The following is a 13,545-nucleotide window of genomic DNA, read 5'->3' on the forward strand; positions in this document are numbered from 1 at the left end:
GGCCGCCGCGCCGGCGCGCACGATCCACGCGACGAAGGAGGACGGCCGGTCGTGAAGTTCCTCGCGATGACACTCGGATTCCATCTGCCCCACCCGCTGACCGGCGAGCTGAAACCGGTGACCGAGCGGTTCCGCGAGATCGTGGCCGCCGCCGTCGTCGCCGAGGAGCTGGGCTTCGACGGGTTCGCCTTCGGCGAGCGGCACGAGCGGCCGTTCCTGTCCTCGGCCCCGCCCGTGGTGCTGAGCCACGTCGCGGCGCACACCAGCACGATCAGGCTGTTCACCGCGGTGACCACGCTGAGCCTGCTCGACCCGGTCCGCGCGTTCGAGGACTACTCGACCCTGGACCACCTGTCCGGCGGACGCCTGGAGCTGATCATCGGCAAGGGCAACGGCGCCGCCCAGGCGCAGCTGTTCCACGTGACCGACCAGGACCAGTGGGACCGCAACCGCGAGGGTTACGAGCTGTTCCGGCGGCTCTGGCGGGAGGACAGGGTGACCTGGTCGGGCCGCTTCCGCCCGCCGCTGACAGACGCCGAGGTGCTCCCCCGGCCGCTGCAGCGGCCCATCCGGATCTGGCACGGCAGCGCCACCAGCAAGGAGTCGGTGGAGCTCGCCGCCCGGTACGGCGATCCCCTGTTCTCCGCGAACGTGACCAACTCCGTCGAACCGTACGCGGAGCTGGTCGCCTACTACCGGGAGCGGTGGGAGCACCACGGCCACGACCCGGCCGACGCCCTGGTCGGGGCGGGCAGCGCCGGCTACTACGCCACACCGAGATCGCAGGACGCCGTCGAGACCTACCGGCCGATCTTCGACGCCCGGGTGGCGTTCCTGCGCAAGCAGGGGCTCGACCCCGTGTTCCCCACGCTGGAGGACGCCATCGAGCGCAGCTCGATCCTCGTCGGCAGCCCCCAGCAGATCATCGACAAGGTGCACCGCTACCACGAACGGCTGGGCCACGAGGTGATGCACGTGTCGGCGGAGGCCGACGGGCTGACCGGCGCGCAGCACCGGGCGTCGCTCGAACTGTTCCAGAGCGACATCGCCCCCGTCCTGCGCAAGGAGATCCCCAGCAGGCCGTTCCCCACCGGAGGTCCGTCATGACCCGCCTGTCCGTCCTCGACCTCGCCCCCATCTCGTCCGGCGGCACCGCCGGGGACGCCCTGCGCAACACCGTCGACCTCGCCCGCCGGGCGGAGGACGCCGGGTACCACCGCTACTGGCTCGCCGAGCACCACCTCACCCCCGGCGTGGCGAGCTCCGCGCCGGCGGTGCTCATCGGCGCGGTGGCCGCCGCCACCCGGCGGATCCGGGTCGGCTCCGGCGCGGTCCAGCTCGGGCACCAGACCCCGCTGACCGTGGTGGAGCAGTTCGGCACGCTCGACGCCCTCTATCCCGGCCGCATCGATCTGGGGATCGGCCGCTCCGGGCAGCGTGCGCGCGAGTTGCGCGAGGCTCCGCCCGAGCCGGCCGCCCCCGCGGCGGCGCGTACGGTCAACGGCCTGCTGATCCCGCCGCCGTTCTCGTTCACCCCGGCCATCACGCAGGCGCCGATCTTCGCGCTGGCGCTGACGCTGCTGCAGCAGCCGGGAGCCCAGAGCCCCGACTTCGCCGAGCAGGTCGACGACATCGTCGCGTTCCTCTCCGGGAGCTACCGCTCGGACGACGGCCACGAGGCGCACGCCCAGCCCGGGGAGGGCGCCGAACTGGAGCTGTGGGTCCTGGGCAGCAGCGGCGGCCAGAGCGCGCAGGTCGCGGCCGAGCGCGGGCTGCCGTTCGCGGCGAACTACCACGTGAGCCCGGCCACCGTGCTGGAGGCGGTGGACGCCTACCGCGACGCGTTCAAGCCCTCGCAGGCGTATCCCGCGCCACACGTCATGGTGTCCGCCGACGTCCTGGTCGCCCCCACCGAGGAGGAGGCCCGCCGCGTCGGCGAGCCGTACGGGCTGTGGGTGAGGAGCATCCGCACCGGCGCCGGGGCGATGAAGTACCCCTCTCCGGAGGAGGCGTCCGCGTACGAGTGGACCGAGGAGGACAGGGCCCTCGTCGCGGACCGGCTGGACACGCGGTTCGCGGGCACGCCCGAGAAGGTGGTGGAGGGGCTGCGGGTGCTCAAGGAGGCGACCGGGGCCGACGAACTCCTCGTCACCACGATCGCGCACGACCACACGGACCGCGTCCGGTCCCAGGACCTGCTCGCGCAGGCGTGGGCGGACGCCGGCGTCTGACGGACATCGCCACCGCCACCAAGGCCGGGCCGGCACCGCGTCAGCGGCGCCGGCCCGGCCCTGTTCGGACCGCGCTGGTGAGCCCGCAGGGCCTTCAGCACGTCCGGCAGGGTGTGCGGGGCCGCCCGCGACGCGGCCGGCGCCTCGACGATCTCTCTGTGCAGGTGCGGCCCGAGTCCCGGCAGCGGGGGGTCACCCCCAGGACACCTCTGTCACGCGTGCTCCCCCGCGAGCGCCTCGCGTCCGTGCGGCTCGTCCCAGTCGGCCTCGTGTGGCTCGACCGTGATCCGCACCGGACCGCCGCGCCGCTGCGCGGGCCTGGCGCCGAGCCGGAAGGCGGCGAAGTCGGTGGTCTCGCGGAACGCGGGGGTCCGGTAGAGGTCGCGGGCGTACGCCCAGAGGTGGGGGTAGGCGGTCAGCGGGCGTTTGGTGATCCCGGCGAGCGGATTGTGCAGCAGGTCGTATCTGACCAGGACCACCCAGAGCTGCACGTCGGACTCGGTGAGGCGGTCCCCGAACAGATACCGCCGGCCGGCCAGGCGGGCGTCGAGGCGGTCCAGAGCGGCGGCCACCCCGGCGCGCCGCCGCTCGTACTCCTCCTGGGTGGCGGCCCCGGCGACCAGGTGCACACCCTGGCTGAGGTCGCGTGCGATCTCCTCGTCCAGGGCCTCGATCTCGGCGCGCAGGTCCTCGGGGTAGAGGTTCTCGGTGGCCCATTCGGCGAACCCGGTGCCGAGGTCGACGGGGATCCGGGCGAAGTCGTTGCTGACGATCCGGCGCGTGCGCCGGTCCCACAGCACCGGCACCGAGATGTGGCCGGGATATCCGGGCTGGGTGGCGTCGTACGCCTCGGCGAGGAGCGTGAAGCCGTTGACCGGGTCGGGCCCGCGCCGCTCGCGGAACGCCCAGCCGCGCGCGTCGCGGTCGTCGTCGACGTAGGACACCGACACGACCTCCCGCAGCCCGGCCAGGTCCCGCACGATGACGGCGCGCTGCGCCCACGGGCACGTGTACGAGGCGTAGACGTGGTAGCGACCGGGCTCGGCGGGGTGGCCGCCGGAGCCGTCGGCGCTGATCCGGCCCTGGAAGGGGTAGCGGGGTCCCGGCCGGTCGGTCCTGCCCGGCCCGTACGGGCCATGGGCGGCGACGTCGGCGGGACTCGCGTAGGCGGGCGCCTGGGTGGTCATGGGGTCTCCTTGCGGTGATCAGCCGGTGGTCAGCCGGTGGTGGGCCGAGTGGTCAGCCGGGGTCAGCCGAGGATCCGGGCCGCGCCGAACCCGGCGGGCAGTTCGCCGCCGGTCGCGAAGCGGCCGGGCCCGAAGGCGGCGAGGCGGGGATCGGGGTCGTCCAGGAGCAGCCGGGCGACGTGGTCGCCCCAGGCGGGAGCGAGCTTGAAGCCGTGCCCGCTGGTGCCCGCGTCGACGAACAGGTGCTCGCCGACCCGGCCGGCGACCGGCTGCCAGTCGGGGCTCACGTCGTAGAGCGAGGCCCAGCCGCCGGCCACCCTGGCGCGGCGGCGCGCCGCGGAGCGGGCGGCGGAGGCCGCGGCGAGCCGGTCCAGCTCGCCGGCGAGCGGGCCGGGGAAGTCGTCGGGGTCGGCGGCGGAGGCCGGGACGACCCCGCCGGTGAGGTACTGGGTGCGGGGCTGCGGGGTCGTGTAGTAGCCGCCGGGAATGTCGATCAGGATGTGCGGCACGATCTCGGCGCCGTCGGCGGGGTCGTGCTCGGACACGGCGACGACGTGCCGTTCCACGGTCAGCGGCAGGTACACGCCGAGCGGCCACAGCAGCGGCGCGGTCCACGGCCCGGCCGCCACCAGCAGCCGTCCGGCCCGGTGCACCGCGCCGTCGGACGTGGTCACCGCCGCCCCGCGGCGCTCCTCTGCGAGCGCGACGACCGGACTGTGGGTGTGGAACACCGCGCCGTGGCGCCGCGCCGCCGCGGCCAGCCCGGTCGTCGTCGCGGACGGGTCCGCGTAGCCGGCGTCGGCCTCCCAGACCGCGACCGCGACGCCGTCCAGGTTCAGGTGGGGCAGCCGGGCGGGCAGCGCGTCGGCGGCGACCAGCTCGCTGGTGACGCCGAGCGAGCCGAGCCGCGCGGCGGTCTCGGCGGCCGAGGCCACGTCGCCGGGGCCGTGCAGGTAGAACGCGCCGGTCCGGCGGAACCCGGACTGGTGCCCGCCGGTGTGCTCCTCGAATCGGGTGAGGAACGCGATGCCGTCCCGCGCCGTCTCCGCCAGGAAGTGATCGGTGTAGTAGGCCCGGCAGATGCCGCCCGACCGCCCGGTGGGCCCGCCCGCGACCGGCCCCTTGTCGAACACGGCCACGGACACGCCGCGCCTGGCCAGATGTAAGGCCGCGGCCGTGCCGTGCACCCCGGCCCCGACGATCACCACGTCGTACGTCATGCGACGGCCTCCCGATCACGCGGCCGGTGTACCGGCAGCCGGGGGATCGCGGCCAGCAGCTCGCGTGTGTACGGCGCGCGCGGCTGGGTGAAGACCTGACGGACGTCGCCGGACTCGACCACCCGGCCGTCCTTCATCACCAGCACCCGGTCGCTGACATGGTGGATCACCCCGAGGTCGTGGGAGATGAACAGGCAGGCCACGCCGAGTTCGGCCTGGAGGTCGGCGAGCAGGTCGAGCACCTGGGCCTGGATCGACACGTCCAGCGCGGAGACCGGTTCGTCGCAGACGATCACCTGGGGCCGCGGGGCCAGCGCCCGCGCGATCGCCACCCGCTGCCGCTGCCCGCCGGACAGCCGCAGCGGCCTGCGGTCCAGGACCGACGTGTCCAGGCCGACCTGCGCGAGCAGCTCGGCCGTACGGTCCCGCCGGGTCCGGCGCGGCTCGCCCCCGGCGGCGAGCGCCTCGTCGAGGATCCGCCGCACGGTGAAACGGGGGTCGAACGAGCTCAGCGGGTCCTGGTAGACGACCTGGATGCGCCGCCGCAGCGCGCGGCGCCCGGCGGAGCCCAGCCCCCGCCAGGACCTGCCGGCGATCTCCACCTCGCCCGCGTCCGGCTCCAGCAGCCCCAGCACCAGGCGCGCCGTCGTGGTCTTGCCCGATCCCGACTCGCCCACCAGCCCGAGGGTCTCCCCCGCCCGAAGCTCGAACGACACGTCGTCCACGGCCGCCCGGGGCAGCCCGTCCGGCCCGGTGAACGACTTGGCCAGGCCGGACGCCCTGATCACCACCTCGCCGGGCCGGGCCGCGGGGAGCGGAGCGGGCGCGGGGGCGGAGCCGTTCCCGGGGACGGTCAGCCGGGTGCCCCTGCCGTGCTCGGAGGGCACCGCGGCCAGCAGCCTGCGGGTGTAGTCGTGCCGCGCGGCGCCGAGCACGTCCCGCGTGGGCCCCTCCTCGACGACCTCCCCGTCCTTCATCACCAGCACGCGGTCGGCCAGTTCGGCCACCACCGCGAGGTCGTGGCTGATCAGCAGCAGCCCGGCCCCGGCCCGGCTGCGCTCGGCCAGCAGCCGCAGGATCTGCGCCTGCACGGTGACGTCCAGAGCGGTGGTCGGCTCGTCGGCGATCAGCAGCGGGGGCGCGCAGGCGACCGCGGAGGCGATCAGCGCCCGCTGGCGCAGCCCGCCGGAGAGCTGGTGGGGGTACTGCGCGGCCCGCAGCTCCGGCTCCGGCACGCCCACCTCGCGCAGCAGCTCCACCACGCGCCGCCGCACGCCGGCACGCGGCACGACCCGGTGGAGCCGCAGGGTCTCGGCGATCTCCTTGCCGACCGGGCGCAGCGGGTCGAGCGAGACCAGCGCGTCCTGCAGGACGTAGCCGACCTGGCCGCCCCGCAGCGTCCGCCACTGCCGCTCGCCGTACGAGGACACGTCGCGGCCTCCCACGACGAGCGACCGCGCGGTGATCTCGGCGCCGGCGCCGGTCAGCCCGATCAGCGTGCGGGCGGTGACGCTCTTGCCCGAGCCGGACTCCCCCACGATGGCGACGCATTCGCCCGGCCTCACCGTGAAGGAGATCGACCGGACCGCCTGGACGGGGCCGAACGAGACCCGCAGGTCGGACACCTCGACGACCGGGTCGACCCGCTGAGTGGTCACGACAGTCTCCCTTCGACGCGCCGCTGCAGGTGGCGGCCGACGACCGTGACGGACAGGACGGTGAGCGTGATGGCCAGCCCGGGGAAGACGGCGACCCACCAGGCGACGGAGAAGTAGTCGCGCCCGGCCGAGAGCATCGCCCCCCATTCCGGGGCGGGCGGCCTGGGACCGAGGCCGAGGAAGCTGAGCGAGGACGCCGCGACCAGCGCGGTGCCGACCTCGATCGTGGCCAGCACGAGCAGCGGCGCGAACGCGTTGGGCAGCACGTGCCGCGCGATGATCCTAGCCTTGGTCAGGCCGAGCGAGACGGCCGCCTCGACGTACCCGGACCGGCGGATGACCATGGTCTGCGCGCGGACCAGGCGCGCGTAGCCGGGCAGCGTGTACGCGGCGATGGCGAAGACCGCGTTGAGCGTGCCCGGCCCGGCGACGGCGATGACCAGCAGGGCCAGCAGCAGCCCCGGCAGCGAGAGCAGGACGTCCACGACGCGCATGACGACCTCGTCCGGCACCCGCCCGCCGAGCGCCGCCAGCAGCCCGGCGAGGGTGCCCCCGGTGACCGCGAGCGCGGTGGCGGCCAGCCCGGCCAGCACCGACGGCCTCGCCCCGTACACGATCCGGGTGAAGATGTCGCGCCCGTTGGCGTCGGTGCCGAGCAGGTGCTCGCCGTCCGGGGGCCGGAGCGCGGCGAGGGCGTCGGTGAGGTCGGGCGAGCCGTGCGCGACCAGGCCGGGCGCGATCGCGATCACCGCCACGACCAGCAGGAACGCGGCGGCCGCCCAGACGCCGGCGCGCGGGACGCGCCGCCGCCTGCGCCCGATCACGACGCCCGGGGAGACGATCGTGGACGTGGTCACTCAGGCACCTCGCAGTCGCGGGTCGATGGCCAGGTAGAGCAGGTCGAGCAGGATGTTGATGACGACGTAGAGCAGCGAGGCGATCAGGACCACGCCCATCACGACCGGCAGGTCCTTGTTGGTGACGGCGGTGAGGGTCAGCCGCCCGATGCCCTGCCGGGAGAAGACCGACTCGGTGATCACGGCGCCGCCGAACAGGTAGCTGACCATCCATCCGGCCAGCGTGACCGTCGGCAGCAGCGCGTGCCGGAGCGCGTGCCGCAGGCGCACGCCCAGGTCGGACATGCCGCGCGAGCGCGCGGTGAGCACGAACGGCTCCTCCAGCGTGAGCTCCAGGCCCTCGCGCAGCACCTGGCTGAGCGTCGCGATGACCGGGATCGCCATCGCGACGGACGGCAGGACCAGGCTCTCCACTCCCTCTCCGCCGGTGGCCGGGAAGAGCCCGAGCCCGAACGAGAAGACGGTGAGCAGCAGGATCCCGGCCCAGAACGACGGAATGGAGATGCCGACCAGTTCGACGCCGGAGAACACCGCCCGCGCCCACCGGCGCCCCGCGGTCAGCACGGCGACCGTGACGGCGACCACGACCGCCAGCGCGAACGAGGCGAGCATGAGCTGGACGGACGAGCCGATCTGTTCGCCGATCGCCGAGGCGACCGGCTGGTGCAGCTGGTACGACTGGCCCAGGTCGCCGTGGAGCACCCGGCCCAGGTAGGTGACGTACTGGACGAGCAGCGGCCGGTCCAGCCCGTAGTCGGCGACGATCCGCGCGCGGACCTCGGGCGTGACGGTGTTGGCGCCGATCAGCAGGTCTACGACGTTGCCCGGGGTGAGGTGGAGCCCGGCGAACGCGACCGTCACCGCCCCCCACAGCACCAGGACGGACGTGCCCAGCCGCACCAGCACCGGGCGGACCACCCGGGCTCGCGCCCGGGTGGCCGGTACGGCCACGGCGGTCATGCCTGCTCGACCCAGGCGTCGTAGAAGGTCGGGTACGCCTGGGGCTCCCAGCCGATGCCGTGCACCTTCTCGCCGGCGCCGAGCAGGTAGTTGAACACGTACACCGGGAAGACCGCGGCCTCGTCGGTCACCCGCTGCTGCACCTTGGCGTACAGCTCGGCCCGCTCGGCCTGGTCGGTCGTGTCCAGCGCGTCGCTCAGCCAGCCGTCGACGTCCTTGTCGGCCAGGCGGGCGGCGTTCTGGCCGAACTTGGCGTCCGTGGGGATGGACGAGCTGTCGAACAGGTTGCGCAGGGTGTCGCCGTCGGCGCGCTGCCAGCTGAAGTCCATCAGGTCGTAGTCGCCCTTGGGGTACTTCTCGAGCCATTCGTTGACGGTGCCGGCGACGAACTCGACGTCGAAGCCGATCTTCTTGGCCTCGGCCTGGATCTGCTCGGCCAGCGTGTCGCGCTGCTCCCGGGCGAACGCCTTGAGGAACCCCCACCGGATCGTCAGCCGCCTGCCGTCCCTGGTGCGGTAGCCCTCGGCGTCCCTCGCCGACCAGCCGGCCTCGTCGAGCAGCCTGTTCGCCGTCGCGGGGTCGTACTTCGCCTTCCCTTCGAGGGTCTTGTCGTACCCGTCGGTCGCGGGCGAGATGGGACCCGCGGCGGGCTGGAACGCGCCGAAGTAGAGGTTCTGCACGATCGTCGCGAAGTCGATGCCGTCGCGGAACGCCTGGCGGACCCGCTTGTCGGCGAACGGCCCGGACGTGGTGTTCGGGTAGTAGTTGTAGTTGCCGCCCGGCGCCTGCCGCGTGGTGATCGTCAGCCGGGGGTCGGCCCGCACCTGCCTGACGTTCACCGGCGGCACGCCGGCGATCGCGTCGACCTGCCCGCTGGTCAGCGCGCCGAGCCGGACCGAGTCCTCGGTGATGACCTTGATCTCCAGCTTGTCCAGGTACGCCGCCCCGGTGTGCCCGGCGCCCTCCGCGGCCCAGTCGTAGCCGGGATTGCGGTGGTAGGTGATGCCCTTCTGCACGACGTACTCGTCGATGACGAACGGCCCGGACCCGACGACCTTCTTGCACAGCGCGTCCTGCGGCTGCTCGAGCGACCGCGGCGACTCGATGCCGAAGTACGCCGTGGCAAGGGCGGACAGGAACGGCGAGTACGGCCTGCTGAAGCTGACCTTCACCGTGTGCGGGCCGACGACCTCGCTGCCCTCGTACGGCTCGATGTAGCCCGCCGCGAGCTGGGACCTGGTCGCGGGATCGACGATGTGGTCCAGGTTGGCCTTGACCGCCGCCGCGTCGAAGGGAGTGCCGTCGGAGAACTTCACGCCCTCCCGCAGCTGCAACGTGTAGGTCTTCTGGTCCTCGGAGACGGTCCAGGAGGTGGCCAGCCAGGGGCGGATGCGCCCCTCGGTGTCCAATGACACCAGCGAGTCGAGAACGGGCCGGGTGAACAGGCCGGCCACATCGGCGGGGCTCTGGTGCGGGTCGAGGCAGGTGGAGGGTTCGGTGTTGACGCCGAAGGTGAGCGTGCCACCCTTGACCGGCCCACCGGGAGCCTTGGCCGCCGCCGCTCCTCCGTCCCCCGTGCCGCAGGCGGTCAGGGCGAGCGACAGGGAGACGAACACGGCGGCGGGTAATCGGATGCTTGTGGACATCGGAGGGCGAGCCTTTCGGTGGTTCTCTGCCGGTGGTTCTCTGCTGGCGGTTCTCTGCTGGCGGTTCTCTGCTGGTGGTTCTCTGCCGGCGGTTCTAGACGAGACCTCGGGGGTGCGGCTGCCGCACCGCCGCGGTCACCTGCGGGGCGACCCGATCCAGCCAGTCGGCGAGGATCCGGTCGAGGTCGGGGATCTCGGCCTCGAGCAGCGCCAGGCCCGGACTGGGCACGAGCGCACCCAGCTCGATCAGCAGGGGACGCAGGTGCAGCTCGACGGCCAGGGCGTGCCGGGGGGCGCCCATGACCATCAGCGGCAGCGCCACCGTTCCGGTCAGCGCGCCGCCGGGGAGGCGGTCGAGGAACGCCTTGAGCAGGCCGGTGTAGGTGGCCTTGTAGGTGGGGCTGGCCACCACGAGCACCTGCGCTCCGGCGGCCAGCTCCAGCGCGACCTCCACCCTGGGCGAGGGGGCGGGGGTGAACAGGTGCGGGCCGATCGCGGACAGGTCCACGACCTCGGGCGGCGCGTCGTGCCCGATCCGGCGCCCCAGCGCCTCGGCCGCCGCCACCGCCGCGAGGTGGGTCCGGGAGCCGCCCCGCGGGTTGCCGGCCAGCGCCACGACAGAGCTCACGACGTCACCCCCTCGTGCCGCGCTTCGGCGGTGTGACGGGCGGGTCCGGTGCGCGGAGCCGCGTGATGCGCTTTCTCACGGAGTGTGCGGGTGGTCAACGGACGTCCTCCATATCGGGGAGACGGCGCTCGGCGCCGAGCGGAAGCGGGCTCACGGGTGGGCGGTGAAACGGCCGAAGCGGCCCTGGTGATACAGCAGCGGACGTCCCGGCACGCGCACCTCGGCCTGGGTGACCAGGCCCACGACGAGGACGTGGTCGCCCACACCGACCCTCTCGTACGGCAGGCAGACCAGGTGGGCGGAGACGTCTTCGAGCAGCGGCGCGCCGAGCGGTCCCGGGCGCCACCGGGTGGGCTCGGCGAACCGGTCGACGCCCTTGCGCGCGAAGCGGGCGGCGAGGTCGGCCTGGTCGCTGGCGAGGACGTTGACGGCGAAGTGGTCCGCCTCACGGAGGGACGGCCAGGTGGTGGACGCCTGGTCCACGTAGAAGGAGACGAGGGGCGGGTCGAGGCTGACCGAGGAGAACGAGGTGGCGGTCAGCCCCACCGGCACTCCCCCGCTCCGCGCGGTGATCACGACGACCCCCGCCGCGTGCACCGCGAGGGCCCGCTTGTAGTCGTCGGCGTCGAGGGCGGGGCCGAGCAGAGTCTCCGTCATGGCGAACCTCCGGTTGGTCGCAGCTGCTCTCGGGGTCGATCCCATCGGCCGGCAGCGTCACGACACGCGGGATCGGGGATTCGGATGGAGGCGGGACCGGGGTTCGGACGAACACCCTGGCTCATACCGCAAACGTAGGATCAGACGATCCTAAAGTCAATATTTCCTACCAGCTATACATAAAATTTCCCGAGACCGGCCCGCGGCTCCGGGTCCGTCTCACAGGGACGAGACGATCTTGGCGACCAGCTCGTAGGAGCGGATCCTGGCCTGATGGTCGGGCACCTGCGTGAGCACGAACAGCTCGTCGGCGCGGGTGCGGCGCAGGAGGTCCCCGAGGCGGGGAGCGACGCGCTCGGGGCCGCCGACGAACTGGGGGCCGATCTTCTCGCGCAGGAACCGCTCCTCGGCCGCGGTGAACCGGTGCGCGGCCGTCTCCTCCTCCCTTGGCAACAGCGTGGCCGGATCGGCCGTGCGCATGAGGATCTGGCCGTACACGAAGGAGGCGGCGAGCCGGTGCGCGCGCTCGTCGCTGTCGTTGACGACGGCGATCACCGCCACGCCGGCGTGCGGCCCGGCCAGGGCCGCCGACGGCCGGAACGCCTGCCGGTACGCCTCCAGAGCCTCCGGCGCCCCGCCGCCCACGATCGCGTGCGCGTACACGTACGGCAGGCCGAGCCGGCCGGCGTACGCGGCGCTGGACGCACTCGACCCGACCAGCCAGATCTCGGGCGGGACGCCCGGCTCGGGGATCGCGCGCACGCCGCCGCTGCCGCCGGCGAAGTACTCGTTCAGCTCGCGCAGCGCGTCGCCGAAGTCGAGCCGACGCGGGTCGCCGAGACGCGCCGCGGCCTCCCCCGAGCCGCCGGCCGCGCGGCCGAGCCCGAGGTCGACCCGGCCAGGGTGGAGCCCGGCCAGCACGCCGAATTGCTCGGCCACCGCGTACGGCGAGTGGTTGGGCAGCAGCACCGCGCCGGAGCCGACCCGGATCGTGGCGGTCGCCGCGAGGATGGCGCCCGCGAGCACCGCCGGGCTGGAGGTCGCGAGCGCGGGCGTGTTGTGGTGCTCGGCCACCCAGTGGCGCCGGTAGCCCAGGGCCTCGACGGCCCGGGCCAGGTCGACGGAACGGCGCAGTGCGTCGCCCGCGGTGTCGCCGCGCCAGACGGGGGCGGTGTCGTGCACGGAGACGGCGATTCCCTCGGCCAAGGTCCTCTCCTTCAGCGGACGGGAAGAGGCATATCCGGAGGATGCCTCACGTTGCCCAGAGTCAACCTGAGGTACCCTCACATTGTCAACGGCGGGGTGGACCGCGAGCCCTGGTCAGGTCACGACGACGGGGTGACGCACCACCGCGTCGAAGCCGTAGCCGAGGGTGTTGCAGGCCGCCCTGCCGGGCTGCGTCGCGCCCGTCTCGTCGGCGGCCCGGGCGAGCAGCCGCAGGTCGCCCGCCATCCGAGGAGTCCAGGGGAAGGTCCACCGGACCCAGCCACGCGGGTGCCGGTCGTCGTGGAGCCGGGCCGGCCGCCACGACGCGCCCTCGTCGTCGCTGACCTCGACCCGGACCACCCGCCCGTGACCCGACCACGAACGGCCGCGCAGCAGATGCTCACGCCCCACCTGGAGACGGGCCGGCCAGGGCAGTTCGAAGGCGCTCTTCACCCCCATGCGGGTCAGCGGCGGCCCGCCCCCGGGCGGGTGGCCGGGGCCGTGCATCCGGTACAGCCGCGTGCTCCACGGCGACTCCAGCGGCTCCGCCGACACCTCGACGTCCCCCAGCCACTTGATCGAGGCGACGCCCACCCATCCCGGCACCACAAGCCGCGCCGGATAGCCGTGGTCGGGCGGCAGCGGCCGCCCGTTCATCTCGTAGGCCACCAGCACGTCGTCCAGCGCCTTGGCCACGGGAAGCGGGCGGCGCACCCTCCCCAGGTTCTCCCCCGCCTCCACGTAGTCGGCGTCGAGCCCGCGCGGCATCAGCGCGACCGCCCGGTCGCTCATCCCCGCCCTGCGCAGGAGCGTCGCGAGCCGCACCCCCCGCCAGCGCGCGACCCCCACGGCGCCGAGCCGCCAGGGCGTGCCCGACACCTCCTGGCCCTGCTGCTCGCCGTACAGGCCGCGGCCGTTGCCGGCGCACTCGATGAACGCGGTCACCGTCTCGGCCGGCATGCCGAGGATGTCCCGGTAGGTGAACGCGACCGGCCCGCCGTCCAGCCCGTCGCCCCACAGTGTGAGGCGCCAGGTGGCGGCGTCGACCAGGGGCGTCGCCGTGTGGTTGCGGACGAAGAACAGGTCGTCCGGCGTCAGGTAGCCCGCACCGCGCAGCGCCTCCCAGCGCGTCTCCGCGTTCGTGCCGTGCACGGCGAACAGGCGTGGCGGCAGGGGTTTGCGGATGCCGGGCCGCGCGGGCGGCGCCTGCGCCGCCCTTCTCGCCCCGGGCACCGTACGGCAGGGTTCCCCGCCGTCCTCGTCGGTGGTGGACCGTGCGTCCATGCGCCCTCCTC

At 73.7% G+C, this 13,545-nt stretch carries 12 protein-coding genes; 2 read left to right on the top strand and 10 right to left on the bottom strand.

Annotation, left to right across the window (positions count from 1 at the left end):
- The first annotated feature begins 51 nt into the window (after window positions 1–51).
- Both HHX41_RS36845 and HHX41_RS36850 read left to right on the top strand, forming a co-directional pair.
- The gene (locus HHX41_RS36845) at window positions 52–1,107 is read left to right on the top strand and encodes an LLM class flavin-dependent oxidoreductase (protein WP_182909648.1); all 1,056 of its coding nucleotides are present in this window, start codon (window positions 52–54) and stop codon (window positions 1,105–1,107) included.
- Window positions 1,104–2,231, top strand: coding sequence for an LLM class flavin-dependent oxidoreductase (locus tag HHX41_RS36850; protein WP_182909649.1), 1,128 nt, complete (start codon window positions 1,104–1,106; stop codon window positions 2,229–2,231). Before HHX41_RS36845 ends, HHX41_RS36850 begins: the two co-directional genes overlap by 4 nt.
- Before the next feature lie 212 nt (window positions 2,232–2,443).
- Here the strand turns inward: HHX41_RS36850 and HHX41_RS36855 are convergent, their stop codons facing one another.
- The 10 genes from HHX41_RS36855 to HHX41_RS36900 form a co-directional block, all read right to left on the bottom strand.
- Window positions 2,444–3,418, bottom strand: a complete 975-nt coding sequence (locus HHX41_RS36855; protein ID WP_182909650.1) for a glutathione S-transferase C-terminal domain-containing protein — start codon at window positions 3,416–3,418, stop codon at window positions 2,444–2,446.
- Between the two features lie 62 nt (window positions 3,419–3,480).
- The gene (locus HHX41_RS36860) at window positions 3,481–4,638 is read right to left on the bottom strand and encodes an FAD-binding oxidoreductase (protein WP_182909651.1); all 1,158 of its coding nucleotides are present in this window, start codon (window positions 4,636–4,638) and stop codon (window positions 3,481–3,483) included.
- Window positions 4,635–6,296 carry an ABC transporter ATP-binding protein gene (locus HHX41_RS36865; protein WP_310742347.1) on the bottom strand — a complete coding sequence of 554 codons (1,662 nt, stop codon included), beginning with the start codon at window positions 6,294–6,296 and terminating at the stop codon, window positions 4,635–4,637. The genes HHX41_RS36860 and HHX41_RS36865 overlap by 4 nt, the downstream gene beginning before the upstream one ends.
- Entirely contained in the window at window positions 6,293–7,153 is an 861-nt protein-coding gene (locus tag HHX41_RS36870) for an ABC transporter permease (protein ID WP_310742348.1), read from the bottom strand. Before HHX41_RS36870 ends, HHX41_RS36865 begins: the two co-directional genes overlap by 4 nt.
- Window positions 7,154–8,113: an ABC transporter permease gene (locus HHX41_RS36875; RefSeq protein ID WP_182909653.1), complete on the bottom strand. Its 960-nt coding sequence runs from the start codon at window positions 8,111–8,113 to the stop codon at window positions 7,154–7,156. It abuts the gene before it with no gap.
- The gene (locus tag HHX41_RS36880; protein WP_182909654.1) at window positions 8,110–9,759 is read right to left on the bottom strand and encodes an ABC transporter substrate-binding protein; all 1,650 of its coding nucleotides are present in this window, start codon (window positions 9,757–9,759) and stop codon (window positions 8,110–8,112) included. Before HHX41_RS36880 ends, HHX41_RS36875 begins: the two co-directional genes overlap by 4 nt.
- 94 nt (window positions 9,760–9,853) lie before the next feature.
- A complete protein-coding gene (locus tag HHX41_RS36885; protein WP_182909655.1) occupies window positions 9,854–10,387 on the bottom strand; it encodes an NADPH-dependent FMN reductase in 534 nt (177 codons plus the stop codon).
- 150 nt (window positions 10,388–10,537) lie between these two features.
- The gene (locus HHX41_RS36890; protein ID WP_182909656.1) at window positions 10,538–11,044 is read right to left on the bottom strand and encodes a flavin reductase family protein; all 507 of its coding nucleotides are present in this window, start codon (window positions 11,042–11,044) and stop codon (window positions 10,538–10,540) included.
- A 219-nt stretch (window positions 11,045–11,263) separates the two neighbouring features.
- Entirely contained in the window at window positions 11,264–12,250 is a 987-nt protein-coding gene (locus HHX41_RS36895; RefSeq protein ID WP_220504758.1) for an MsnO8 family LLM class oxidoreductase, read from the bottom strand.
- A gap of 114 nt (window positions 12,251–12,364) precedes the next feature.
- Complete coding sequence (locus tag HHX41_RS36900) at window positions 12,365–13,534, bottom strand: sulfite oxidase (protein ID WP_182909657.1); 1,170 nt, start codon at window positions 13,532–13,534, stop codon at window positions 12,365–12,367.
- Window positions 13,535–13,545 lie beyond the last annotated feature (11 nt).

Origin of the sequence: Microbispora sp. H13382 (assembly GCF_014161445.1) — a bacterium.
GTDB lineage: Bacteria > Actinomycetota > Actinomycetes > Streptosporangiales > Streptosporangiaceae > Microbispora.

Coding starts and splice junctions, on each gene's coding strand:
- HHX41_RS36850 (WP_182909649.1), top strand. CDS start 1,104: ATGACCCGCCTGTCCGTCCTCGACCTCGCCCCCATCTCGTCCGGCGGC.
- HHX41_RS36855 (WP_182909650.1), bottom strand. CDS start 3,418: ATGACCACCCAGGCGCCCGCCTACGCGAGTCCCGCCGACGTCGCCGCC.
- HHX41_RS36860 (WP_182909651.1), bottom strand. CDS start 4,638: ATGACGTACGACGTGGTGATCGTCGGGGCCGGGGTGCACGGCACGGCC.
- HHX41_RS36875 (WP_182909653.1), bottom strand. CDS start 8,113: ATGACCGCCGTGGCCGTACCGGCCACCCGGGCGCGAGCCCGGGTGGTC.
- HHX41_RS36880 (WP_182909654.1), bottom strand. CDS start 9,759: ATGTCCACAAGCATCCGATTACCCGCCGCCGTGTTCGTCTCCCTGTCG.
- HHX41_RS36890 (WP_182909656.1), bottom strand. CDS start 11,044: ATGACGGAGACTCTGCTCGGCCCCGCCCTCGACGCCGACGACTACAAG.
- HHX41_RS36900 (WP_182909657.1), bottom strand. CDS start 13,534: ATGGACGCACGGTCCACCACCGACGAGGACGGCGGGGAACCCTGCCGT.